24 protein-coding genes are annotated in these 24,214 nt (G+C 70.2%); 13 read left to right on the forward strand and 11 right to left on the reverse strand.

All coding sequences use genetic code 11. The annotated features are described in order from the left end of the window. Positions 1-151: 151 nt before the first annotated feature. The 5 genes from D7Y21_RS24645 to trxA all read left to right on the forward strand — a co-directional run bounded on the left by D7Y21_RS24645 (position 152) and on the right by trxA (position 5,058). Positions 152-808 carry an LON peptidase substrate-binding domain-containing protein gene (locus D7Y21_RS24645; RefSeq protein WP_121716060.1) on the forward strand — a complete coding sequence of 219 codons (657 nt, stop codon included), beginning with the start codon at positions 152-154 and terminating at the stop codon, positions 806-808. A gap of 126 nt (positions 809-934) precedes the next feature. Continuing rightward, the gene (nadE, locus tag D7Y21_RS24650) at positions 935-2,827 is read left to right on the forward strand and encodes an NAD(+) synthase (RefSeq protein WP_121716062.1); all 1,893 of its coding nucleotides are present in this window, start codon (positions 935-937) and stop codon (positions 2,825-2,827) included. Between the two features lie 201 nt (positions 2,828-3,028). After that, positions 3,029-4,174 (forward strand): hypothetical protein, encoded by a 1,146-nt coding sequence (locus D7Y21_RS24655; protein WP_199724140.1) that lies wholly within the window; start codon positions 3,029-3,031, stop codon positions 4,172-4,174. 167 nt (positions 4,175-4,341) lie between these two features. Next, entirely contained in the window at positions 4,342-4,665 is a 324-nt protein-coding gene (locus D7Y21_RS24660) for an FKBP-type peptidyl-prolyl cis-trans isomerase (protein ID WP_120560981.1), read from the forward strand. A gap of 9 nt (positions 4,666-4,674) precedes the next feature. Beyond that, entirely contained in the window at positions 4,675-5,058 is a 384-nt protein-coding gene (gene trxA / locus D7Y21_RS24665) for a thioredoxin (RefSeq protein ID WP_120560982.1), read from the forward strand. A 36-nt stretch (positions 5,059-5,094) separates the two neighbouring features. On the opposite strand, the gene D7Y21_RS24670 is transcribed toward trxA, so the two are convergent. Further along, positions 5,095-5,982: a hypothetical protein gene (locus D7Y21_RS24670; RefSeq protein WP_121716064.1), complete on the reverse strand. Its 888-nt coding sequence runs from the start codon at positions 5,980-5,982 to the stop codon at positions 5,095-5,097. A 117-nt stretch (positions 5,983-6,099) separates the two neighbouring features. Between D7Y21_RS24670 and D7Y21_RS24675 the strand changes: the two genes are divergently transcribed. Beyond that, positions 6,100-8,622, forward strand: a complete 2,523-nt coding sequence (locus D7Y21_RS24675) for a TonB family protein (RefSeq protein WP_121716066.1) — start codon at positions 6,100-6,102, stop codon at positions 8,620-8,622. Continuing rightward, the gene (locus tag D7Y21_RS24680) at positions 8,619-9,431 is read left to right on the forward strand and encodes a hypothetical protein (protein ID WP_121716068.1); all 813 of its coding nucleotides are present in this window, start codon (positions 8,619-8,621) and stop codon (positions 9,429-9,431) included. The genes D7Y21_RS24675 and D7Y21_RS24680 overlap by 4 nt, the downstream gene beginning before the upstream one ends. Before the next feature lies 1 nt (position 9,432). Here D7Y21_RS24680 and D7Y21_RS24685 read toward each other — a convergent pair whose 3' ends face one another. The 5 genes from D7Y21_RS24685 to D7Y21_RS24705 all read right to left on the reverse strand — a co-directional run bounded on the left by D7Y21_RS24685 (position 9,433) and on the right by D7Y21_RS24705 (position 13,396). Next, the gene (locus tag D7Y21_RS24685) at positions 9,433-9,969 is read right to left on the reverse strand and encodes a Uma2 family endonuclease (protein ID WP_120560986.1); all 537 of its coding nucleotides are present in this window, start codon (positions 9,967-9,969) and stop codon (positions 9,433-9,435) included. A gap of 128 nt (positions 9,970-10,097) precedes the next feature. Beyond that, the gene (locus tag D7Y21_RS24690) at positions 10,098-11,066 is read right to left on the reverse strand and encodes an Ig-like domain-containing protein (RefSeq protein WP_121716070.1); all 969 of its coding nucleotides are present in this window, start codon (positions 11,064-11,066) and stop codon (positions 10,098-10,100) included. Positions 11,067-11,177: 111 nt separating this feature from the next. Continuing rightward, entirely contained in the window at positions 11,178-11,927 is a 750-nt protein-coding gene (locus tag D7Y21_RS24695) for a putative metal-binding motif-containing protein (RefSeq protein WP_121716072.1), read from the reverse strand. Positions 11,928-12,056: 129 nt separating this feature from the next. After that, a complete protein-coding gene (locus D7Y21_RS24700; RefSeq protein ID WP_121716074.1) occupies positions 12,057-12,692 on the reverse strand; it encodes a hypothetical protein in 636 nt (211 codons plus the stop codon). A gap of 113 nt (positions 12,693-12,805) precedes the next feature. Further along, positions 12,806-13,396 carry a hypothetical protein gene (locus D7Y21_RS24705; RefSeq protein ID WP_121716076.1) on the reverse strand — a complete coding sequence of 197 codons (591 nt, stop codon included), beginning with the start codon at positions 13,394-13,396 and terminating at the stop codon, positions 12,806-12,808. Positions 13,397-13,612: 216 nt separating this feature from the next. Here D7Y21_RS24705 and D7Y21_RS24710 point away from each other — a divergent pair, with 216 nt between their 5' ends. Continuing rightward, the gene (locus tag D7Y21_RS24710; protein ID WP_121716078.1) at positions 13,613-14,476 is read left to right on the forward strand and encodes a deoxyribonuclease I; all 864 of its coding nucleotides are present in this window, start codon (positions 13,613-13,615) and stop codon (positions 14,474-14,476) included. 6 nt (positions 14,477-14,482) lie between these two features. Continuing rightward, a complete protein-coding gene (locus D7Y21_RS24715) occupies positions 14,483-16,189 on the forward strand; it encodes a carboxypeptidase regulatory-like domain-containing protein (protein WP_121716080.1) in 1,707 nt (568 codons plus the stop codon). A gap of 1 nt (position 16,190) precedes the next feature. Here the strand turns inward: D7Y21_RS24715 and D7Y21_RS24720 are convergent, their stop codons facing one another. The 5 genes from D7Y21_RS24720 to D7Y21_RS24740 form a co-directional block, all read right to left on the reverse strand. Continuing rightward, complete coding sequence (locus D7Y21_RS24720; RefSeq protein WP_120560993.1) at positions 16,191-16,730, reverse strand: MarR family transcriptional regulator; 540 nt, start codon at positions 16,728-16,730, stop codon at positions 16,191-16,193. Between the two features lie 149 nt (positions 16,731-16,879). Beyond that, the gene (locus tag D7Y21_RS24725; protein ID WP_120560994.1) at positions 16,880-17,515 is read right to left on the reverse strand and encodes an EcsC family protein; all 636 of its coding nucleotides are present in this window, start codon (positions 17,513-17,515) and stop codon (positions 16,880-16,882) included. Between the two features lie 39 nt (positions 17,516-17,554). Next, positions 17,555-17,995 (reverse strand): hypothetical protein, encoded by a 441-nt coding sequence (locus D7Y21_RS24730; protein ID WP_121716082.1) that lies wholly within the window; start codon positions 17,993-17,995, stop codon positions 17,555-17,557. 119 nt (positions 17,996-18,114) lie between these two features. Beyond that, on the reverse strand, positions 18,115-18,507 hold the full coding sequence (gene panD / locus D7Y21_RS24735) for an aspartate 1-decarboxylase (RefSeq protein WP_120560996.1): 393 nt from the start codon (positions 18,505-18,507) through the stop codon (positions 18,115-18,117). 101 nt (positions 18,508-18,608) lie between these two features. After that, complete coding sequence (locus D7Y21_RS24740) at positions 18,609-19,451, reverse strand: LEA type 2 family protein (protein ID WP_014400193.1); 843 nt, start codon at positions 19,449-19,451, stop codon at positions 18,609-18,611. Positions 19,452-19,582: 131 nt separating this feature from the next. Here D7Y21_RS24740 and D7Y21_RS24745 point away from each other — a divergent pair, with 131 nt between their 5' ends. The 4 genes from D7Y21_RS24745 to D7Y21_RS24760 all read left to right on the forward strand — a co-directional run bounded on the left by D7Y21_RS24745 (position 19,583) and on the right by D7Y21_RS24760 (position 24,201). Beyond that, positions 19,583-21,103: an alpha/beta hydrolase gene (locus D7Y21_RS24745; protein ID WP_120560997.1), complete on the forward strand. Its 1,521-nt coding sequence runs from the start codon at positions 19,583-19,585 to the stop codon at positions 21,101-21,103. Between the two features lie 13 nt (positions 21,104-21,116). Beyond that, a complete protein-coding gene (locus D7Y21_RS24750) occupies positions 21,117-21,851 on the forward strand; it encodes an ATP-binding cassette domain-containing protein (RefSeq protein WP_121716084.1) in 735 nt (244 codons plus the stop codon). Beyond that, positions 21,848-23,020, forward strand: a complete 1,173-nt coding sequence (locus tag D7Y21_RS24755) for an ABC transporter permease (protein WP_121716086.1) — start codon at positions 21,848-21,850, stop codon at positions 23,018-23,020. Before D7Y21_RS24750 ends, D7Y21_RS24755 begins: the two co-directional genes overlap by 4 nt. A gap of 107 nt (positions 23,021-23,127) precedes the next feature. Beyond that, positions 23,128-24,201: a DUF2804 domain-containing protein gene (locus tag D7Y21_RS24760; protein ID WP_120561000.1), complete on the forward strand. Its 1,074-nt coding sequence runs from the start codon at positions 23,128-23,130 to the stop codon at positions 24,199-24,201. Positions 24,202-24,214 lie beyond the last annotated feature (13 nt).

Raw genomic sequence — 24,214 nt, forward strand, 5'->3', positions numbered from 1 at the left:
GGGAGGACTGGGGGGAAGGCTCGGTAGAGGACATTCGGGGGCGCACCCTAGCGGAACCCGGGGCCCTTGCCACCGGGCCCCCGGGCCCGGATGCCTGCCTGATTGGAATGCGCCCCATGCCCCGGGGGCTTACACACGGGGAAGGGTGACCATGACCGCACAAGAAACCGTGGAACGCGCCGCCGGTGCGCTGAGGGTATTTCCCCTGCCGTCGGCGGTCCTGTTCCCGCACACCGTGATTCCCCTCCACATCTTCGAGCCGCGCTACCGGGCGCTGGTGAAGGACGCCCTCGCCACGGACCGGGTGCTGGCCCTGGGCCAGCTGGAGCCGGGCTGGGAGGGCAACTACGAGGGCCGTCCGCCGCTGCAGTCCCTGATGTGCGCGGGCGTCATCGTCTGGGACGAACAGGTGGAGGACGGGCGCTACAACATCCTCCTGCAGGGCGTCAGCCGCGTACGGATGGTGAAGGAGCTGTCGCCGGACACGCTCTACCGCCAGGTGCGCGCCCAGGTGCTGGCGGATCCTCCCTACACCGGGCCGGAGGAGGAGCAGCTGCGCCAGGCCGTCTTCGAGCTGGCCGGCCGGGTACCGCCCTCGTTCGCGGAGAGCCTGCTGCCGGTGGCCGCGCGCGCCGGTGGGGGCATGCTGGCGGACGTGGTGGCGTCCGCGCTGGTGCCGGAGCCTGGACGGCGGCAGGAGCTGCTGGGCGAACTGGACGTGCGCCGCCGCCTGGAGCAGGTGCTGGTGGACGTGAGCGACCTCTTGAGTCAGTTGCAGCCGGTGCGCCCCAGCGGACCGATGAACTAGCTTCCGGCCCTCCGGGCGGGAGAACTGAACGCACCGGGGCCCGCGGTCGCATCATCCGCTTGCCCTGGCCCCCCCATGCGCGCATTGCTCGGGGCCTCAGGCCTTCTTGAGGGAGAGCGACGCACCATGCGGCTCGTGAAGATTGGCATCGCCAGCGTCAACACCACCGTGGGCGCCTTCCAGGCGAACACCGACCGGGTGCTGGACCTGGCGAGGAAGATGGCTGCGGAGGACGTCACGCTGGGCGTCTTCCCCGAACAGGTCATCGCCGGCTACCCCGCGGAGGACCTGGTCCAGTGGCAGGGCTTCATCGACCACCAGTGGCCGGAGCTGGAGCGCTTCGCGAGGGAGACCGCGGCGCTGCCGCTGGTGAGCATCCTGGGCGTGGGGGTGGCCCACCAGGGCGTGCGCCTCAACTGCGCGGCGGTGGTGGCGGGCGGCAAGGTGCTGGGCCTGGTGCCGAAGGAGAAGCTGCCCACGTACAACGTCTTCTATGAAGGCCGCACCTTCGGCCACGGCCAGCCGGGCATGGCGGAGACGCACCGGGGCGTGCCGCTGGGTGACTACCTCTTCCAGTTCGACTTCGGCACGCTGGCGCCGGAGGTGTGCGAGGACATCTGGAGCGCGGATGGCCCCATGCGCCGGCGCGCGTACTCCGGCGGCGAGCTGGTGGTGAACCTGTCCGCGTCCCCCTTCCGGCTGGGCTTCTGGGAGACGCGCCGAGAGCTCATCGCCACGCGCGCGTCCGACCACCAGGTCACCATCGCCTACGCGAACGCGGTGGGCAGCAACGACGGCCTCATCTTCGACGGCGGCGGCTTCATCAACCAGAACGGCCGCCACGTGCTGGAGACTCCGCGCTTCCAGCAGGGCTTCTCCTCCGCCGTGGTGGACCTGGACCGCACGCTGCGCCTGCGCACGGAGAACACCACCTGGCGCGTGGACCGCGAGGACTGGGTGACGGCCGGTGGCAAGCAGGTGCCCACCCTGGACTGCACGCAGGCGGTGAAGACGCAGCGCCAGAAGCTGACGTTCCCCGTGCCCGCGCACCGCAGCTTCTTCCTGCCCGCGCCGGACACCCGCCGCACCGCGCGCGTGGCGCTGTGCGAGGACATCCTCGACGCGCTGTCCCTGGGCGTGGGCGACTACTTCGAGAAGACGCGCGCCTTCAAGCTGTTCGGCATCGCGCTGTCGGGCGGACGGGACTCGCTGCTCACGCTGCTCATCGCGCACCGGTACGCGAAGCGCGCGCGGCCGGACAACCCGGGCTCGCTCATCCAGGCGTTCTACATGCCCAGCCCGTACTCCAGCCAGCAGACGCGCGACGCGGCGGAGACCATCGCGCGGGAGCTGGGCGTGCCCTTCCAGGTGGTCTCCATCGAGGAGGCCTTCGAGCGGGAGAAGGCCGCCGCCCAGACGATGCTGGGCGAAACGAAGCTCACCCCCATCACCGAGCAGAACATCCAGGCCCGCATCCGCGCCCAGCGCATGTGGAACTGGAGCAACTCCTGCGGCGGCCTGTTCCTGCAGACGGGCAACATGAGCGAGAAGTCCGTGGGCTACACCACCATCGGCGGTGACCTGATGGGCGCGCTCGCGGTCATCGCCAACGTGCCCAAGACGGTGGTGATGTACCTCTTGGACTACCTACAGGAGACCACTGGCTACGAGGGCATCCGCAAGGTGCTGGCCAAGCCCGCGGGGCCGGAGCTGGCGCATGATCAGGTGGGTGAGGAGGAGCTCATGCCCTTCCCCATCCTGGACGCGTGTTTCTACCTGCACGCGGGCGAGAAGCTCACCCCGTTGGAGATGCGCACCGCGCTCACCGCGATGTTCCCGGAGGTGGATGCGGACCGGCTGGGCGGGTACGTGGACCGCTTCGTGCGCCTGTTCCACCAGTCCATCTACAAGTGGGTGCAGGCGCCGCTGTCGCTGCACATCGGCAACCTGGACCTGGACCGTGAGCGCGCACTGCAATTGCCTGTCGTCACCGGTTCGGCCTGGCTGCGCAAAGCGTGACGGATGTCCATGGACGTCTGTCTTTGACGGTGGACGGGGAGGCGTCCGAGCCCTCCGCCCCCGTGAAGTGGCTCTGACGCCACGCCTTCCCCCCTGGAGGGCAAGCGGGCAGGTCAGCTGTCTTTGACCGCCCGCGCAAGGCTTGCCGGATGTCCCTCGCAAGACAACCTTCATGTCAGTCAGTCGACGATGGAGGGTTGGATGAAAGCGAAGATTCTGGCGGGCGCCATCGCGGCGCTCATGTATGGGACGGGCGCGGGTGCGGCGGAGAAGGATTGCCCTCCAGGGCAGACCGCGGTCCCCAAGGACCAGCAGCACAAGGACACGACGGCGCAATCCTCTCAGGGGGGAGTCCAGGAGGAGGACCTCCTCATCGAGGAGGCGCCGGTGGATGAATCGCTTCAGGGCACGGGCGGCAGCGGGTCGCTCGATGAATCCTCGAAGACGAGCAAGAACCCGGGCACCAGCGACCAGGGCCTGAGCAGCTCCAGCGGCACTGGTGGCAGCGGCGTGGTCTACCTGAACACGCCGATGCGCTGCGAGCCGATGAAACCGTCAGGGACGGGCGGCAGTGGCTCCAGCGGCATCACGCCGCAGAGCGAACAGCCCGCGCCGCCTCCCGCGGCGGAGCCTCCCGCTCCTCCTCCGCCTCCGTCCGGCACGAGCAGCGGTGGCATGAGCCAGCGTGACAGCGGGCTGTACGGTCAGGAGGCCACGGGCGGCAGCGGCATCGCCACGCCGCCTCCAGCCCCGAGCTACACGCCCACGGCGTCAGCCAATGAGAACATCCAGCCGCTGGAGGCGGAGAAGAAGAGCAAGAACGACAAGAAGGGCCTGACGCTCCTCATCGGTGGCGGTGTGGAAGGCTACACCGGCGCCCTGGCTCCGCAGCTCTCCCCTGGTCCCTCCGCGGCCGTGACGGCGTCGCTCAAGCCGACGTCCGTGCTGGGTGTCGAGGTCGGCTACTCCGGCGCCTTGAACAACATCAAGGACGCGGGCACCGCGGGCGCGGACAGCGGTCCGGACCTGGTGCGCAACGGTGGCCAGGCGGCCCTGACCGTGGCCGTGACGCCGACGGCGGTCCAGCCCTACCTGCTGGGCGGCATCGGCATCAGCAACTACCACTTCCGCGGCGGTGAGTCGCTTGGCTACAGCGACGACACCGTGGGCAACATCCCGGCGGGCGTGGGCGTGCGCGGCCACTTCGGCCACTTCACCGCGGACCTGCGTGGTTACTACAACTTCCTGTTCGACAAGCAGTTCGCTCCGGACATCTCCCCCGGTGGCGAGGACCTGGGTGGCGGTGGCAGCTACACGACCACGCTGAACGTGGGTGGCACGTTCTGACCTGAAGTCCCTGACAGGAACTGACGGCGGGGTGTCCGGAATCATCCGGAGCCCCGCCGTCACTTTTTTATTCCGGTACGGGGAGGGGCATTCAGGGAGGCGGGAGGCTGCGCCCGGCATTAGAGTGCGCACTTTTCCATGGCGGATTCCCGCCTGAGGAGCCTGGCATGAGCTTGGGAGTAGAAGACGTGAAGGTCGGGACCGGGGCGGAAGCGGTCGCTGGCAAGCGGGTGACGGTGCACTACGTGGGCACGCTCACGGACGGCAAGAAGTTCGACAGCAGCCGGGACCGGGGTCAGGGCTTCACCTTCGGGCTGGGCGCGGGCCAGGTCATCCAGGGCTGGGACCAGGGCGTCGCGGGCATGAAGGTGGGCGGCGTCCGCAAGCTCACCATCCCGCCGGAGCTGGGCTACGGCTCGCGCGGCGCGGCCGGTGTGATTCCCCCCAACGCCACCCTCTTGTTCGAGGTGGAGCTGTTGGACGTTCGGTAGGAGGACTTCATGGCGACGCTCGAAATCACGAAGGACAACTTCAAGGAGACGGTGGGCAAGAGCGGTATCGTCATCCTGGACTGGTGGGCGACCTGGTGTGGCCCCTGCCGCGCGTTCGCGCCCATCTTCGAGAGCACCTCCACCAAGCACGCGGACATCGTGTTCGGGAAGATCGACACCGACGCGCAGCCGGAGCTGTCCGGTGCTTTCGAGATCCGCTCCATCCCCACGCTGATGGTGTTCCGGGATGGCATCCTCCTGTTCGAGCAGCCGGGCGCGATGCCGGCGGCGGCGCTGGAGGACCTGCTCCGGCAGGTCCGCGCGCTGAACATGGATGACGTGCGGCGCGAGGTCGAAGCGCAGCGAGCCGCGAAGGAAGCACCCAAGGCCTGAGGTCCCGCCGGGGCCTTCCCGCGTGACGGGGAGGCCCTACGGCGCGGCGACGGTGCAGACGCCGCCGCCGTTGAGGTGCGCCTGATCCACGATGCTCTGGGTGACGAACTCCTGGAGCGTGCGCAGGGCGTAGGCGCCGGGCTGGTAGACGACAGGCTGGCCCTGGGCGTCTCGCAGCTCGCCGCCGTCCAGCCCGCGCAGGTCGAGCAGGACCTGGGAGGCCAGCCCCTCCGGCGTGATGGCGTGGTTCGCGTCCGCGGTGGCGGAGATGGCCTCGAAGCGCAGCTGCACGCCGCGGTGGGTGCCCAGCCGGTCGTAGAACATGTGCTCGGCGTGGATGGTGACCTCCGCCTCCGCCACGGAGCTCTCCGGCACGACGATGCCCTGGGTGCCGTCCACGCCGTTGATGCAGTCCACCATCCGCGCGTCGACGGGGAAGCCCATGCGGAAGGTGTAGAGGCCCAGCGTGGGGTCGCGGTTCTGCGCGCGGCCCTCCACGAAGTAGCTGAAGCCGCGCTCGCGCATCATCGCCAGGTCGTCCGCTGACACGGAAGTGCCCGCCACGGTGCGCGCCTCCGGAGGGCTCACGCGGAAGGCCACGCCGTAGCGCCCCGCCTCCAGGCCCGTGACGCCGGTGAGGGGCACGTCCCCCTTCTGCACGTCCACCAGCAGGTGCTCCGTCGTGGCGTGCACGTCGCCGGCCGCGGAGGTGAGGGTGAAGTCCCCCAGGGCCACCAGGTACTTGGTGAACTGCACGGACCAGCCGTCCTGGAAGAGGTGGTCCGCGTAGCCGCGCTGCGTGCCGTCCCCGCCGCTCAACGACACCCGCACGTCACCCCGAGCCACGGCGTCGCCGCAGCCGGAGGCCGCGAGGCCCAACGAGGCCAGCAGCAGGCCCCGGGTCCACTTGTTTCGTTGGTTCATGCATCCGGTTGGTATTTGCAACTATGTTGCAAGTCAAGTCTGGGTTGCGATATCCACGGACGGCCGTTGGAAAGGCTGCCCGCGCCGGGTGGGCCCCGAAGGCAGAGGTCGTTGCCCGTGTTCATCCCGACGCTGGTGCTCTGGCTGTTGAGCGCGTCGCCCGAAGCGCCCGTGACGCCGCCCGTTCCCGTGGAGGCACCGCCGCCCGTGATGCCGGCGGACGTCCCACCGTTGACGGAGGCCGTGCGGGTGCTGCTGCGGCTGACCATCGACAGCGGGGGAGAGGTGTCCCAGGTGGAGGTGCGGGAGTCCGGGGGCACCGCGTTCGACCGGGCCGCGATGGCGGCGGCCATGCGCTGGCGCTTCGAGCCCGCGCGCCAGGGAGCGGAGCCGCTGGAGGTGCGCGTGGACGTGCCGGTGACGTTCGAGCCGGTGGCGGAGGCCATGCCGCTCGCGGAGGAGCGCTCTCCGTCCGTGCCTCCGGCGTCCACGGGCTCGGAGCCGCCAGGGCTCGCGGAGACGGAGCTGCCCGCGGCGCCCGCGAAGCCGGAGCCGCCCGCGTTCTCCACCACGGTGCGGGGGCAGTCCGCCGCTCCGCCTCCGGTCGCCGTGGGGGACTTCCACATCACGGTGGGGCAGCTGGCGGACGTGCCTCGCAACTCAGCCACGGACCTGCTGTTGCTGGCGCCGGGCGTGATGCTCGCCAACCACGGCGGGGAGGGGCACGCGGAGACCGTCTACCTGCGCGGCTTCGATGCGGGCGAGGGCAAGGATGTGGAGATGCGCCTGGACGGGGTGCCTCTCAACGAGGTCTCCAACGCCCACGGCCACGGCTACGCGGACACGTACTTCATCATCCCGGAGCTGGTGCAGTCCCTGCGCGTGACGGAGGGTCCCTATGATCCATCCCAGGGCGACTTCGGCGTGGCGGGCACCGTGGAGTACCAGCTGGGGCTGGAGCGGCGGGGTATCACCGCGTCCGCCAGCTACGGCAGCTTCGCGTCGCGCCGGCTGTCCCTGGTGTGGGGCCCGCCCGAGTCCACCGCCGCCACCTTCGTCGGCGTGCTGCTGCGCCAGGGGCACGGCTTCGGCCCCAACCGCGCGTACGCGAACGCGGGGCTGATGGCCCAGACGGAGCTGCGCCTGGGACCGGAGACGAAGCTGCGTCTGTTCGGCGCGAGCTACGGCGCGCGCTACGCCTCCGCGGGCGTGGTGCGGGAGACGGACGTCGTGGACGCGCGGCTGCCGTGTGAGCCGGACGCGGACTCGCAGTTCTTCTGCCTCTACGACCCGAACCAGGGCGGCGCGAGCCAGCGCCACATCGCCTCCGTGGAGCTGACGTCCCGGCTGGAGCGCGGAGGCCGCTTCGTGCAGCAGGCCTTCGCCATCGCCCGGCAGATGCGCAGCCGCGAGAACTTCACCGGCTTCCTCCAGGACACGCCTCCCATCGGCGAAGCCCAGCGCGGCGACAACACGGAGCAGTCCTATCAGGGCACCACCGTGGGCATGCGCGGCCGCTACACGCCGGGCCTCACCTGGTGGGGCCAGCCGCAGCCGGTGGAGCTGGGTTACGTGGCCCGCTACGACAACGTGCACACCCGCGCGCGGCGCCTGCGCGACAAGGGCGGCGCGCCCTACGCCACCGTGTTCGACAACCAGGTGCGCGTGACGAACCTGGGCGCGCACCTGTCCCTGCGCGGCGCGCCGCTGGAGTGGCTCACGCTGCGGGGCGGCGTGCGCGTGGACACGTTCCTGTTCGGCGTGGAGGACCTGAACCGGCCGACCGAGGACCGGCAGGGAGCTCGCATCCCGGAGGAGTCCGTGGAGGCCTACGGCTTCTTCGCCAGCCCTCGTGCCAGCGCGGAGGTGCGCCTGACGCCGCGCCTCACGTGGTTGACCAGCGCGGGCCTGGGGGCGCGCTCCAGCGACGCGGCCGGCCTGTCCGACGCGGAGTTCGCGCCCTACGCGCGAGTGACATCCGGGGAGACGGGCCTGGGCTGGCGGTGGGGCGACGGTCCGTCCTCGCTGGAGCTGCGGAGCGCCGTGTTCGCCACGCGCGTGTCGCAGGACCTGGTGTTCAGCGAGACGACGGGGCGCAACCAGCCCATTGGTCCGTCGCAGCGGCTGGGCGCGTTCGGCAGCGCGCGCTTCCAGTGGGAGCAGCACCTGGACGTGCAGGCGAGCCTCGCGTGGGCCCGCGCGACGCAGCCGTTGCCCGGGGCATCGCCATGGAAGCTGTGGGACGGAGCGGTGCTGCCGTACATCCCGCAGGTGCTGGGCCGCGTGGACGCGTCGTGGCGGGGCTCGGCCACCGTGGCGCGGCAGCCGGTAGGGTGGAGCGTGGCGCTGGGGCACAGCGCCATCGGGCCCAAGCCCCTGCCGTTGGATCGCTACAGCGAATCCATCTTCCTCTTCGACGTGGCGGCCCGCGCGCGCTGGCGCGCCGTGGAGCTGGGCCTGTCCGTGGAGAACCTGCTGGACGCGCGCTGGCGCGAGTCCGAGTTCAACTACGTGTCCAACTTCCGCGGCCCCGACGCGCCCGCGTCCCTGCTGGCCACGCGCCACTTCTCCGCCGGTGCCCCTCGCACCGTGCGCGGCACCCTCACCGTGTACCTGGACCTCCAGGAGGACCCGCCATGAAGCGCTACTCGCGTCGTGCCTTCACGTGGATGTTGGGCGGAGCGCTCGCGGCGGGCTGCGGCCTGTCCGGCACCGGCGGCCGGAGCATCACCTTCCGCATGGGCCTGCGCACGGCGCTCGCGTCCGGTGAGACCACCGTCGGTGAATTCACCACCGACACCGGCTGGCGTGTGACGCTCACCGCCGCGCGCCTGGTGCTGGGGCCCATCTATCTGTTCGAGAAGGCCTCGCCCCTCCAGCCCCAGGCCCTGCTGCGCCGCCTGGGAGACGTGCTGCTGCCCACCGCGCACGCGCACGAAGGGGACTTCTTCTCCGGGGGCCGCGTGCTGGGCGAGTGGGACCGCGAGGTGATCTTCGACCTGCTCGCGGACGCGGGACAGGCGCGCGTGTTGGGGCGCTCTCCTGGCATCGCGGGCATGGCGCGGTCGCTGTCGCTGCTGCTCCAGCCACCGTCGAGCGTCCTGGGAGCGGAGGCGGACGTGATGGAGGGGCGCTCCCTGCTCCTGGAGGGCGTCGCGACCCGGGACTCGGCGCGCGTGCCCTTCCGCGTCGCGATGGACTTCCCGCCGCCCGTGGAGCTCCAGCGCGTGGACTTCGTGCCCATCGATGCGGACCTGGATGACGAGGGACTCTTCGTCCTGGAGCCGCAGCCACACCGCTGGTTCACCGGCGCGCGCTTCGACCGGCTGACGGTGCCCTCGGATGGGACACCGGTGGACGTGGGGACGGACGCTCAGGTGTACCGCGCGCTGAGCGTCAACGTGCGCCGCTTCGACGCGTTCACGGGCGCGTGGGAGCCCGCGGCGTGATTCACACCTGCGTCCAGAACGGCGCCAGCACCAGGTCCGCCTTGCCGAAGGGTTCGGCGCGCACGCGGTCCTCGCTCACGAAGGTGTTCAGCAGCACCCAGCGCTCGTGGTCCTGGCGGAACACCTCCACCACGCGGTGCACGGGGTTGATGATCCACGCGTTGCGGATGCCCGCGCGGGCGTAGCGCGGCAGCTTGATGGCCAGGTCCAGCTTCGCGGTGGCGGGCGTCAGCACCTCGCAGACCCAATCCGGCACGCGGTCGATGAACGAGCCATCCGGCAGTGTCGGCGGCCGTCCGCTCATCCAGCCCGCCAGGTCCGGGACGAGCACGTCCTCGCCCAACAGCAGCCGGGGCTCGGAGGTCCACCACCAGCCCTCCGGCGCGCGTCCCAGGAGCGGCGTCATGCCCTGCTTGCGCGCGATGGGCGGCGACGAGACGTAGAGGACACCATCCAGTGCTTCGCCCACCAGATAGTGGGGCAACGTCTGCACTTCCTCGTAAGGGGCGAGCGTCCTTCGGGGAGCGGCGTGGCGCATGCGGTAGGCCTCCGGGTCCGAGAGATACCGTCACCGTAGCGGGCAGCCTTTCACGCGGCATTTGACCGGCGGGGCGGCCCACCTTGTCCTGGTGGACGTACGCCCTCCCCGAGGGCTGTGGGGGATTGCTATTCGCGTTCCAGTACGAACTGGAGGTGCTCCGAGGCCACGGGGCCGAACTGGAACAGGTGGAGCTGATCCCCCGGCTCCGACGTGAACGTCACCGTGTGCGTGATGCCGGCGCAGATGAACCGCGCGGGGGCGAGCACCGACGCCACGTCCGTCCCCGCCGTGTCGTTGGTGACCTTCGTGGGGACCTGCTGGTTCAGGTAGAGCGTGACGTGCTCGGCGTTCTCCGGGTCGGAGATGAAGCCCGTGTATCCACCGAAGCCCGCCTCACCCGGGCGCAGGGTGACGTCGTAGCGCGCGTGGCCGGTGTGTGTGTCGGGCGGGAAGTCGAAGGGCGTGCGGCCCGCGGTGACCGCCTCCGGCGTGTTGACGAGCGTGTGCGTGCACGCGTGCTCCAGCTCCGGGTCGCGCTCGCCGGTGGTGAAGTCCAGCGCGGTGTCACCGCCCAGTCCCACGGTGGCCGCTGACAGTGTGCGTCCGGCCGCGTCCCTCAGCGCGTCCAGCGCCAGGGCGTGGTGCGTGGAGACCTCCAGCGGCCGGGTGCTCTCCTCGGTGCGCGGCACGGTGACGGTGAGCGTGCGCGCGTCCTCGGACCAGGTGCCGGTGAGGACGCGGGCGGGCACGGTGGTGTCCGTGCGGTCGTGCAGCGTGACCTGGGCAATGGACGGATCCATGGGCTCGCTGAAGGTGAGCGTCAGCACCTTGCGGAAGGCGATGACCGGCGTCTGTCCGGACGCGTCCAGGTACATCTCCAGCGGGTAGACATCCGTCTCGCCCTCGGAGGGGCGGGAGGTGGTGACGGTGGCGGTGGACGCGGTCGTGCCGGCGTCGGTGCTGGTGCCCGCATCGGAGCCCGCGTCCGTCGGGAGGCCAGCGTCTGGCGTGACGATGGGGTCGTCGTCATCGCAGCCGGTCAGCGCGAGGGCGGCACAGGTGGCGAACAGGAAGGTGGCGGAGGAGAAACGCATCGAGGGGAGTCCTTCATGCATGCGGGGAAAGGCCCGCGCCGAAGCACCCTTCCGAGCGAGGTGCTCCAGCGCGGGAGCGGACCGCTTCAGGCCCGCGTCAGGGGACGGCGGTCAGCACTGCGACCCGTCGCAGTTGTCATCGATGCCGTTGCCACAGATTTCAGCGGCGCCCGGGTTGATGCTGGCGCCGGAGCCCGGCGTGTCGTTGCAGTCGAAGCGCTGCGTCGTGTAGCCGGAGGGCGGCGTGCACGCGGTGAGCACGGACGTGGCGTTGTTGCCGTACCCGTCACCGTCCGCGTCCTGGTAGTAGCGCGTGCGCGTGTCGTTGAGGAACTCCGGCACCACGGTGAGCGCGTTGCCGGACGCCGGCCCCGCCGCGAGGATGTACGTCGTGCCCGCCGTCAGGTCATAGACGGACACGTGCGTGAGCGAGCACCCCGAGGACGACACGCTGTGCGTCAGCGCGGAGGGCACCGTGGCGCTGGTGGCGCCGTTGACGACGGTGAAGGCCACGTTCTGCGTCCGGTAGAACGCGTAGGAGCCGGTGGTGGCCGGCACGTACGTCACGGAGCCCTCGGCGCCGGACGGCAGCGCCAGGTCATAGGCCTTGTGCTTCGTGCTGATGGCGGGCGCGCTGGTGACGCGCGTGGCGCTCGCCGTGACGGACACGTGGTCCGTGGGGTTGCCGGCGTGGGCGCACGCGTGCGTGGTGATGCCCGTGCCCAGCGACGTGCAACCGGCCTCCAACTCCTGCGAATCCTGCGCCTCGAAGGAGGCCTCCGGCGCCTCCTCCATCGGTCCGCAGGCCGTCAGGCCGAGCGACAACAACGCGCCCAGCGCGATGCGCTTCATCTTCAACATGGGTGTTTCCTTTCGGGATGCCGGGCGCGGCGGGGTGCCAGGCGGCCAGGAAGCCGCCGGTGCGTCCGGTGACCCACTCATGCCGTAAATGCAACTTTGTTGCAATAATGCCCGGTGCGATTCAGTCCGTCACTGGAGGTGTTCGATGACGAGCCCGAGCTTCGTGAGCGCGGTGGGGCCGAAGGTGACGGTGTACTGGACCTTGTCCGTCAGCTCGTAGCCGACCATCTGCTTCAGGCCGTCGCAGAAGCCGCCCGTGGCCTGGGTGCCCAGGGGCTCCACGACGCGCTCGCCTTCCTTCACGGTGACGGCGACGTCGGGCGTGCTCAGGTAGAGGATGAAGTCACCGCTGGCCCAGGCCTTGAAACTGAACGTGCCCACGGACTGGCCGTTCTCCGGGCGCAGTTGGACGGTGTAGTGCGTGTGGAAGTCGTCCACGCGCGGCTGCCGCTCCGGCGACGCGGTGACGGTGGCGAAGGGGCCGTTCGTGACGTGCCAGCAGGCGTGCTCGCCGTTGTCCCCGAAGTCGAAGTCCGTGCGCGGCACGTAGTCCGGGTCCGCCACGCACGACAGGCCCTCTTCGCTGGCCAGGAAGCCCCGGTTGCAGTGGCACCAGTCGCCCTCAGGCTCGCGGTGGATGTGGCCGTTGGGGGCGCATGGGTCGGCCTGCTCGTGGGGCGTGCCGGGCGAGGCGTCGCCGCCGCCGCAGGCGGTCAGGACCGCGAGGCCGCCGGCCAGGAGGAGGGCTGGATACGGGGTACGCATGGGGCTGCCTCATCTGGATTTGTGATGTATATGCAACTGGGATACAGAAGTTTTTGGATGTTGGAAATGCCCGTGGACCTTGGAGGTGTCCACGGGCCTTCACTCACGCGGGCCTACTCCTCGTGGTGGTCGTGGCCCGTCTCCTCGATGATGAGGAGGAACGTGGCGGGCTGGGGAACGACGGCCGCGAAGTCCAGGCGGTAGTCCACGCCGCCCTCCAGGTCGGCCGTGACGGCGGTGCGCAGGCTGCCGCAGACCTCCTGCGGGACGTGGTAGCGGCACTCGAGGCCGACCTCCTCATTCGTGGCCGCGTTGAAGACGCGGACGGCGCGGTAGCCGGAGGTGAGGAAGGCGTACTCGGTGGATTCTTCCGGGGTGAAGATGACGGAGCCCGCGTAGCCCAGCGTCCACTGCTGGTAGCTGATGGCCGGCAGGGTGACGTTGTACGTGGTGTGTCCCACGCTCACGTCCACGAAGGACGGGCCGCCATGGGCCGCGGCGATGACGGACTCGAAGGGACCGTATTCGGCGTGGAAGCAGGAGTGCTCGGCGACCTCCGCCAGTTCCTCCGTGTCCTCGCAGGCGGCGAGCAGCTCCGACTCCTGGGTGACGGGGGCCTGAGACTCCGGGGTGGGGGCTTCTTCGGTACCGCAGCCGGCGAGCAGGACGACGGCGCCAGCGGCGAGCAGGGCATGCTTCAACATGGGGGACTCCTTGGGTGGGTACCGCGGGTGAAGGCGGGGCCTGTAATAAGTGCCACCGAGAGTCATGTGTAATCAAGTTGCATTTGCGGAGTGGTGTCCGGGGAGTGTCGTGCGGGGTGGGCTGTCACCTCGATTCCACGAAGGAGGGCTGTTCCTGGGGCGCTGGCATGCCGAAGATGGGGCGCTTTTCTCCCGCAGGGCTGGAGGTGCCGTGAAATGAGAGGGCCGTCCTTCTTGTCGCGCGTCCTGGTGTTGACCGTGCTGGTGCTCCCCGCGTTGGCGCAGGCGGGCTCGTATCTCCGGGTGGTGAGCTGGAACCTCCGCCACGAGGGATGGGCGGCCGAGCAGACCTACCTGGATGACGCGAAGCAGCTGTGGAACCAGTTCGGTGCGAACAGCAACTCGAACAATGGCTGTGACCTGGTGTTCCTCCAGGAGGTGATGGACGCGGCCGCGGCGACGGCCATCGCGACGAACCTGACGCAGGTCTCCGGGGTGACGTGGAAGGCGGTGGTGACGCCGCTCATCGGCCGGTCGTCCTACAAGGAGTCCTACGCGGTGCTGTACCGGACGGACACGGTGTCGCTCCTATCCTCCACGGTGTGGACGGACACGGGGGACCTGTTCGAGCGCGAGCCGCAGGTGGTGAAGGTGCGCCACGTGCCCACGGGCGCGGACTACACCTTCCTCAACTGGCACGCGGTGTGGGGCACGGCGACGGACCGCACGCTGGAGGCGCAGGCCATCGACGGCGTGTTCGCGTCCGTGCAGTCCGCCAGCACCACGGACCAGGACGTCATCCTCGTGGGCGACCACAACATGGCCTGCACCCACGCGTCCTGGAGCCAGCTGAAGGGCCTGTCGCCCGCGGTGACGTGCAAGCTGGACGTGGCCACCACCATGAACTCGTCCGGGGGCTACGCCAACGCGTACGATCACTTCTGGATGCAGGACAGCTACGTGACGGAGTTCTCCAGCACCGGCCGCGACTACATCGCGAACCCGCTGGACTACGTCACCCGCCTGTCGGACCACGCGCCGGTGTGGCTGTCCCTGTACTCCAACAGCGACACGGACTGACGCCGCATGCGCTTGAAGCAGGGCCTGGTCGGGATGTTGGTGGTGGTGCTCGTGGGCGTGGGCTTGTGGATGCTGCTGCGTCCCGAGCCCGCGTCACCGCTGGTGCCGCCATCACCTCCTGTGTCCGTGAGGGTCGAGGACGCCAGCGTGCCGGAGGTGGCTCTCCCGGTGGAGGCCGTGGCGGACGCGGGCCTGTGGCTGACGGCGACGTTGGAGGGGGCGCATCCGTTCGCGGGTGAGGCGCGTGTGGGCGCGGCGTTCGTCATCGAAGGGGATGAGGGATGGTGGGAGGAGGAGAAGCGGCAGAAGACGATCAGCCTCGTGGGGCCTTCGAGCCTGGAGGACCTGGCCAACGTGCGCGAGTGGATGAAGGCGCCGGCCACCGCTTCGTCGCAGGGCGGTGTGGTGGGGCCCGTCGCCGTGCCGCCCGCGCCGCGCTACCAGGTGGTCGCGTTCGAACCGGACGGGACCTTCTGGTGGGCGGACTTCGTGCCGGGCTCCTTGCCGAAGACGGGCACGCTGGACGCGGGCGTGCTGCGAGCGAACCGGCCCACGGGCGTGAGCATCCGGCTGGACGGTGCGCGGAACATGGAGGGGACGTTCTCCGTGCGCATCGAGCGCGACGTGGATCCGCACGACGCCGAGCGGGCCAGCGCTCTTCAGCCCATGCTGGCGCTGGTGAACCCGGACCTGGGATGGGCGCTCGTGAATCGCTCGCCGGTGCCGCTGAGCCCGGACGCGGACACGCGCCTGGCGCCGCTGCCTCCGGACCGGGCGGTGAGGCTGTGGCTGCGCGCGCCCTCGGGACGTGAGGGTGGCCCAGTCGAGGTGCGCCTGCGTGAAGGCACCGTGACCCCGGTGACGCTGGACGTGGCGCGGCTGTTCCCCGAAGGCGTGGGCCGCTCCGTCACCCTGCGCGGACGGGTCCTGCTGGGGAACTCGTCCCGGTCCGGTGGGCGGATGGTGAGCTGGCCGGGCGGAGAGGAGCCGGTGGACGGGGAGGGACGCTTCACGATTCCCGACGTGCCGGCATGGCAAACGACGCGCTTCAACGTCTATCGGGGAATGAAGGGGGAAGGCCGTCCGGAGGCGCCTTCGATGTGGGACTTCGACTTTACGCCCACGGAGGAGATGCAGGGCGTGGTGGACGTCGAGTGGCGCGTGCCGTTGTACCGGTGGTTGGTCGTTCGAATGGATGGCTTCACGCGGGCGCAGTTGAAGGAGCGCACGGTGCCGCCCTATCCGGTGTACCTGCTGGAGCGCCGCGACGCGCAGGGGCTGTGGAGCGCGGTGCCTTCGCGGGAGTTCGTTCCGGAGGAGGACGGCATGGCGGTGTCCCTGCTGGAGCCCGGGACCTACCGCGTCCAGGTCGCGTCAGCGCCCTATGCGTCACGGCCCAGCAGCGTGGCGCAGATGGGCGCGGACGACACGAGCGTGGACGTGCGGCTGTCACCAGCGCCTTCCGCCGGCCCCTCCTGTGAGGTTCACGTCACCCATCAAGGACGTCCCGTGGCGGGAGCCCTGGTGATGGTGGGCGGGAAGTACCGCTCGATGCCACCCATGCGTGGGGAGACGGACAGCGCGGGGCACTGGCGGTTGGGCGCCGTGACCTCGGACGTGCTGCCGATGTTCGTGCAGGGCGCGGGGAACGAATGGGAGGGCGACGGAGCGGAGGCGTGCCGCCGCTCGGGCGTCGTGGAGGTGCGGCTGTAGTTCAGGCGGCCGACGCCCTTAGAAGCTCGTCGGGGACGCTGGCCAGCTCGACGCTCTCCTCGGCCACTTCCTCGGCGGTGCGGGCCTGGACGGTCAGGGCCTGCACCCACAGCTCCAGGACGTCCATCAGCGCGCTGCGCGTCTCTCCCTGGAGCGGGGCCAGCCGCCGCGCCATGCGCTCCTGCACCTGCGCATCGAGCTGATCCGCGAGCGCGCGGCCCGCGTCGGTGAGGCGCACGCGCACGCGCCGGCGATCATGCCGCACCGAGCGCTCCCGCCGCACGAGGCCGCCGTCCTCCAGCCGGTCCACCAGGCGGCTCAGGCGTGGCATGGCCAGTCCCCCCAGGCGCGTGGCGAGCACACCCACGGGCAGCAGGCTCTCCGAGCGCAGCCACCAGAGCGCCTGGAGCTCCCGAGGCTCCCAGTGGGGATGGCTCAGGACGTCCAGGGGGCTCTCCAGCGCGCCGCAGCGGGCCGCGTCCACGAGAAGATTCCGCCACCGCGCCACCTGCACGCGCACCTCCACCGAAAGCTCCGTCATGCACCCCTCCATGCCGTAAGCAAGCGCCGCGTCCGGCCCTGCGTGCGTCGCATCCGGCATCCCGGCCCCATGGGGACCGCGAAAGTCATCAACGGAGATACGTGACGGACATATTGAACTGGTTGCTGACCTGATTTTCTCGGGGCGCTCTACTCCGCGCCAGCAGCCTTGCGCCGGGCGCTGCGCGCCTTCGCGTGCGCCTTGTCGAAGCCCTCGTAGAAGCGCACGGCCTGCTCACCCACCATCTGGATGTGCTGGTTGTTGAGGTACGCCGTGATGGGCGCGGCGACCAGCGGCATCGCGCGGCCCAGCGTCGTCATGCCGCCCTTCGCGAGCAGCAGCGCCGCCAGCTTCCCCAGCACCTTCGGCCCGGAGCGGTGCAGCGGCCCCAGCCCGTTGGCGTAGCCGAACAAGTCCAACATCTCCCCGCGCGCCCGGTCCGTCTTGAGGTTCGCCTTGTAGAGCGTGGCCACGTCGGTGAGCAGGACGAGCTGCAGGTACGCCATGAACGTCAGGTCCGCCGGCAGCGAGATGAGCCCGAACACGCCGCTCACGCCGCCCACCATGCCCGCGAGGCTCTTCTTCTCATCCACCAGTCGCTGCGCCAGCTCCTTGGTGGTCGCGGTCGGGTAGCGCTTCTCCAGCGCCGCCACGCGCACGCGCGCCCGGCCGATCTCCCCCTGGATGAGGTCCGACAGGCGCAGCGACCCCAGCTTCTTCAGCTCCGCGGGGGTCAGCTTCTTCATGAAGCCCAGCCGCTCCGTCACGCCGTCGTAGAAGGCCATGTCCTCCTCCTTGGCCGCGATGCACGCGGCCGGTCGTCTCTAGTAACCCCGCTCGGCCAGGTACAGGTCCACCAACGCGCCCTCTTCGTACCAGCCGTGTCGCATCTCGGACTTGAACCACCGCGAATCCGGACGCGCCGAGCGCACTTCCAGCTTCACCCGGTTGGGCCCCGTGTCGATGACCGCCGCGCGCGCCTTGCACGCCGCGCCCGGCTCCTCGCCGAAGCCGCCCTCCAGGCACACCTCGTCCCCCACCGACAGGCGCCGGGCGTACACCTGGGCCAGGTAGAGGGCGTCGTCACAGCCGCCGCGCACGGAGGACTTCCCCAGCGCCGCGCAGCGGTCCTGGGCGGGCGCGCGGATGAGCGGCACGTTGGAGACGAACGCGTCCTCCTCGTTGGGGTCACGCTGATACGGACCCACCTGCTTGCACCCCGCCACCGCCACCAGGACCGTCAGTCCCGCCCACGTCCACTTCATCGCGTCATCGCCTCCGGGACGCGCGTCGCCGCGCCTCCGCGCCAACAAGGAAAAGGCGGGAAGCATGGCAGACAGGGCCAGGTGCGGCAAAAGGTGCCGGAAGGACCCCGTGGGCGTCTCTACGCGATACGGCGCGCGGGCCCGGGGATTTCCTCGGTGACGCCGGGAACCGCCCGGTTCTTGCCGTCCACGAAGACGACCGTGGGCTTCCAGTGGGCGGCCTCCGCCTCCTCGACCTCCGCGAAGGTGGCCAGGATGACCAGGTCACCCGGCTGGTTCAGGTGCGCGGCGGCGCCGTTGATGCAGATGACACCGCTGCCGGACTCGCCCTCCAGGGCGTACGTCTCCAGCCGGGTGCCGCGCGTGACGTTCCACACCGCGACCTTCTCGAAGGGCAGGATGTCCGCCGCCTTGAGCAGGTCCTTGTCGATGGTCACCGAACCCTCGTAGTCGAGGTCGGCCTGGGTCACCGTCGCGCGGTGGATCTTGGACTTGAAGAGGATGCGGCGCATGGGGGGCCCTCGGGAAGCGGCGCAACCGTAACGGCTCCCCTGCCCGGGGACAACATCCCCGGTGTCCCATGCACCGCCCGCTTCCCTGCATGCCCTGCTGTCTATTTCGTGAAATTCACGAGCTGACTCAGGTTCAGGGGCACGGACTGCGCGTCCGACGTCAGGTTGCCCGTCAGGCTCACCTGCGCGTTACCGCCCGAGCGCAGCGCCATGGCCGCGGAGGCGGCGCTCGCGAAGTTGATGGTGAGCGGCAGGGTCACCTGCTTCGTCCCGCTGCCGTCCAGCATGCCCAGGTTGCCCGTGGAGAGGTTGCCCACGTTGGCGCCCGCCACCTTGAGCGCGCCGGTGATGCCCGCCACCGGCAGGGGGAAGGCGTTGCGGTTGGTGATGGCCAGGGGGAACTCCACCGTGGCCCCGCTCAGCGTGACGTTGGTGATGCGCGGCGCCTGGAACTGCACCTGGGGAATCTTGGGGACGGGGAACGTGCCCTCCTTCTCCAGGGGGAACTTCAGCACGCCCAGCGGCGTCTGGATGCCCAGCGTCCCCTGTGCCCTGAAGGCCGCCGCGTCCTTGTCCAGGAACGTGGTCACCACCGGCGCGATGTCCGCGAACTTCACGTTGGCGGGGAAGACAATCTGGCTCTTGCCGTTGGACTTGAGGTTCAGGCCCTCCTTCGGCTTGCCGGCCACCAGCTGCTTGCCCTCCACGAAGAAGGCGTAGTCCACCGACGCCAGCTTCAGTCCCAGGCTGTTGGGGTTGTCCAGCTCGTACACCAGATCCACCGTGGCGTCGGACAGGGAGGCGTTCGCCAGCCGGGCCGTCTTGAACTTCAGCGTGGGCTTCTTGAAGGCACCGTTGAGCAGGCTCTGCAGCGCTGCGCAGCCGGAGAGCGTGGTGAGCGACAGGGCGAAGAGGACCAGGAACGCGCGTTTCTTCATGGGCATGGGCGTAGCAGAGGACGCACCGCGTTCGCGCGGATTCAATCGCCGCGCGTGTCGGGGCTTCGACGGGTGCACCTTCGGTGCGCCAATGGTATGCGCCAAGGGGACTCCCCCGTGCTGGAGGTTGGCCCGCCGTGACAGGTGGCATCTTGTCTCACCCCCTCGCCGCGCCTCCGGGAAGCCGTCCGGGGAGGTGGCTCGCGCTGGCGGTGCTGGCGGCGCTGTCACTCACGGGCTGCTCCCGGTCCTCCAACGCGGAGACGGCCTCCGCGCGGCGGATGGACCTGAAGCCGTGCCGGCTGGACGGGGTGGCCGCGCAGACCCTCTGCGGCACGCTGGAGGTCTTCGAGGACCGGGCCGCGGCGAAGGGGCGCAAAATCTCCCTGCGCGTGGTGGTGGTGCCCGCGCTCGCGTCGCAGCCGAAGGAGGACCCGTTGTTCTTCCTCGCGGGCGGCCCCGGCCAGGCGGCGTCCCGCACGCGCATCCTTCCCGCGCTGGATCGCATCCGGCGTCAGCGCGACATCGTGTTCGTGGACCAGCGCGGCACGGGGGACTCGCACCCGCTGGACTGCGAGGCGTTGAATCCCTCGCGCACGTCGCTGGCGGAGCGCTTCGAGGACCGCGAGGACGCGGACGTGATTCCCCAGTGCCGCAAGGGCTGGGACGCGGACGAGCGGCTCTACACCACGTCCATCGCCATGGACGACCTGGACGATGTGCGCGCGGCGCTGGGCTACCGGCAGGTGAACCTGTGGGGCATCTCCTACGGGACGCGCGCGGCGCTGGTGTACATGCGCCAGCACCCGGACCGCGTGCGCACCGCCATCCTGGATGGCGTGGCCCCCATGGGGCAGTACCTGCCGCTGTACGCCGCGCGCGACGGCCAGCGCGCCCTGGACCTGCTGATGGACGCGTGCGCGAAGGACGGCGTCTGCGCGAAGGCGTATCCGGACCTGCGCGCCCGCACGGAGGCGCTGCTCGCGAAGCTGGAGGCCGCCCCCGCGAAGGTGCACCTGTCACATCCGCGCACGGGCGTGCCGGAGGACTTCACGCTCACCCGGCGCGTCTTCCTGTCGGAGCTGTTCTCGCTGCTCTACAGCCCGGACGTCGCGTCGCTCGTCCCGCTGATGCTGGACCGCGCCGCGAAGGACGACTGGACGCCCTTCGTGGCGCTGTCGCTGGGGCTCACCGACGAGGTGGCGCGCACCACCAGCCGCGGCATGTTCCTAGCGGTGGTGTGCGCGGAGGACGCGCCCTTCTTCACGGAGGAGGACGCCGAGCGTGAAGCGAAGGGCACCTGGTTCGGCCCGCGCATGGCGCTGGACATCAAGCGCGCGTGCGCGAAGTGGCCCCAGGCGAACGTGCCCGCGAGCTTCCGCGAGCCCGTGAAGTCGGACATCCCCACGCTGCTGTTGTCCGGCGAGCTGGACCCCGTGACGCCGCCACCCTGGGGCGAGGAGGCGAAGCGGACGCTCACGCACAGCCTGCACGTGGTGGTGCCGGGGCTGGGACACAACACGGTGGGCGCGGACTGCGCGCGCACGCTGATGGCGGACGTGCTCACGCGCGGCAGCGTGGAGGGCCTGACGCCCGACTGTGGCGCGGGCCTCAAGCGGCCGCCCTTCTTCACCTCCTTCGCCGGCCCTGTTCCGTAGGACTCAAGCGCCCATGATTGAAGCCAGGAACCTGCACAAGCGCTTCGGCTCCGTGACGGCCGTGCATGACGTGACCTTCACCGCGGAGGACGGCGTCATCACGGGCCTCCTGGGCCCCAACGGCGCGGGCAAGACGACCACGCTGCGCATGCTCTACACGCTGGTGCGCCCGGACGGCGGCACCGCCACCGTGGACGGCGTGGACGTGGCGAAGCAGCCGGAGGTGGCCCGGCGCGCGCTGGGCGTGCTGCCCGACGCGCGAGGCCTCTACCCGCGCCTCACCGCGCGCGAACACGCGCGGTACTTCGGCGAGCTGCACGGCCTGTCCGGCTCCGCGCTGGATGCGCGCGTGGAGGAGTTGGTGGAGCTGCTGGACATGAAGGAGATCGCGGACCGGCGCACGGAGGGCTTCAGCCAGGGCGAGCGCGTGAAGGTGGCGCTGGCGCGCGCGCTGGTGCACGGGCCTCGCAACGTGCTGCTGGACGAGCCCACCAACGGCCTGGACGTGATGGCCACTCGCTCCGTGCGCACGCTCTTGCGCAAGTTGAAGGCGCAGGGCTGCTGCGTGGTGTTCTCCAGCCACGTGATGCAGGAGGTGGCCGCGCTGTGTGACCGCATCGTGGTGGTGGCGCGCGGCCGGGTGGTGGCGGACGGCACGGCGGACGCGCTGCGCGCGAGCACCGGCAAGGACAGCCTGGAGGAAGCCTTCGTGAGCGTGATTGGCAGCGAGCAGGGGTTGCGCGAATGAAGGGCCTCATCGGGACGGTGCTGCGCAAGGAAGTGCTGGACCACCTGCGGGACAAGCGCACGCTGGGCACCGCGGTGATGTGGCCGCTGTTGGGCCCGCTGGTGTTCCTGGTGATGTTCAACGTGATGGCCTCCTGGTACCGGCAGGACCGGCCGCTGGAGATGCCGGTGGTGGGCCGCGAGCACGCGCCCAGCCTGATGGCCTTCCTGGAGCGCTACGGCGCGAAGCTGTCGGAGGCGCCGCGGGACTACGAGGCGCTGGTGCAGGCCGGGAAGCTGGACCTGGTGCTGGTGGTTCCGGACGACTACTCGAAGGACTTCACGGACGGGCACACCGCGGCGGTGCGGCTGGTGATGGACAGCTCGCGCAACAAGGCCCGTCAGTCCGTGCAGCGCGCGCAGCGGATGTTGGCGGTGTATTCGCAGCAGACCGGCAGTCAGCGCCTGTTCGCGCGCGGCGTGTCGCCGGAGCTGGCGGTGCCCGTGCGCGTGGACGAGCTGGATCTGTCCACTCCCGAGCGCACCGCGGCCACGGTGCTCACCACCATCCCGCTGTTCCTGGTGATGGCGGCGTTCGCGGGCGGCATGCAGCTGGCCAGCGACACCATGGCGGGCGAGCGCGAGCGCGGCTCGCTGGAGCCCCTGTTACTCAACCCCGCCCCGCGCGGCGCGGTGGTGGCGGGCAAGTGGCTGGCCACCTGCGCCATGGCGGGCACGGGCGTGCTCTTGTGTCTGGTGGGTTACTTCCTGGTGGTGAAGCGCGTGCCGCTGGAGGACCTGGGCGTGCGGGCCCGCTTCGACACGCCGGCCGCGCTGGGCATGCTGGCCGCGGTGCTGCCGCTGGTGCTGGCCGCGTCCGCCGTGCAGATGTGGGTGTCCACCTATGCACGTTCGTTCAAGGAGGCGCAGACGTACCTGTCGCTCCTGATGGTGCTGCCCACGCTGCCCGGGATGCTGCTGGCCCTGTCCCCCATCCAGACGCAGACGTGGATGTTCGCGGTGCCGGTGCTGGGACAGGAGCTGCTCGCGGGCGAGGTGATGCGCGGCGAGACGCTGGGGCCGGTGCCCTTCCTGCTCGCGCTCGTGTCCTGCGTGGTGGTGTCACTGGTGGCGCTGCGTTTCACCACGCGTCTGTTGACCCAGGAGCGCATCATCTTCGGCAGGAGCTAGCGAGCAGGCATGGGTCGACCGAGCCGGGGGGGCGAGTGTCTTCGGGGCACAACTTGGCCAGCGTGTTCACGTGACAGGGGCGGCGAAGTGCCGTCCAATGTTTCGCGATGACGCTTGAGCGTGAACGAGAAGCCCTGCTGCCTTTCGCCCCGAACTCGGTGGCCTCCACGGCAGGGGAACCGCGGTTCGGCACGTACCAGGGAGAGCTGCCGGAGGTGGACCTGCCCCGGCTGTTGGGGAAGTGGGCGCCGGGGCGCGCGACGCGGCTGCTCAAGCGCAAGCGCTGGCACTACACCTTCGTCGCCACGCAGGAGGTGGCGGCCCTCTTCGCGGTGGTGGACCTGGGCTACACGGCCAACGCCTTCGCGGTGGCGGTGGACCTGCAAGAGAAGAAGCCGCTCTGTGACGTGAGCTTCCTGGGCGTGCCCGGGCCGCTGGCGGAGGTGAGCGACAAGCCGGGCGCGGGGCTCGTGGCGGCCTTCCGCACGCTGGGCGGGCGCATGTCCGTGAAGCGCGGCGAGTCCGACGAGCGCTACCAGGTGGAGGTGGACGTCAGCCGCATGCGCACGCAGTCGCTCCAGACGTTCCAGTGGAACGGCGAGCTGCTGGTGGCGGGCGGTCCGCCGGCCCTCACCGTCATCGCGCCGGTGGAGGGCGACGGGCTGGTCAACGTCACCCAGAAGCGCAGCGGCCTGCTGGCCTTCGGGAGTCTGGAGGCGGGGGGCCGGCGCTTCCGGTTGGACGGCGGCGTGGGCGGCATGGACTACACGCAGGGCTACCTGGCGCGGCACACCGCCTGGCGCTGGGCCTTCGCGGCCGGGCGGCTGCCGGACGGAACGCCCGTGGGGCTCAACCTGGTGGAGGGCTTCAACGAGAGCGCCACCGAGGCCAACGAGAACGCCGTCTGGCTGGGCGACCGGCTCTACCCGGTGGGCCGCGCGCGCTTCGAGTACGACGCGAAGGAGCTGCTGGACCCGTGGCGCCTGACGACGGCGGACGGCGCGGTGGACCTGCGCTTCAAGCCCATCTACGTGCACCGCGAGGAGCGCAACCTGCGGCTCGTGGTGAGCCACTTCGCCCAGCCCGTGGGCTTCTTCGAGGGCACCCTGCGCGTGGGCGGCCAGGAGCTGAAGCTGTCCAACGTCCCCGGCGTCACCGAGGACCAGGACATGCTCTGGTAGCAGCCGGGTATGC

Origin of the sequence: Corallococcus sp. AB045 (assembly GCF_003668895.1) — a bacterium.
Lineage (GTDB): Bacteria > Myxococcota > Myxococcia > Myxococcales > Myxococcaceae > Corallococcus > Corallococcus coralloides.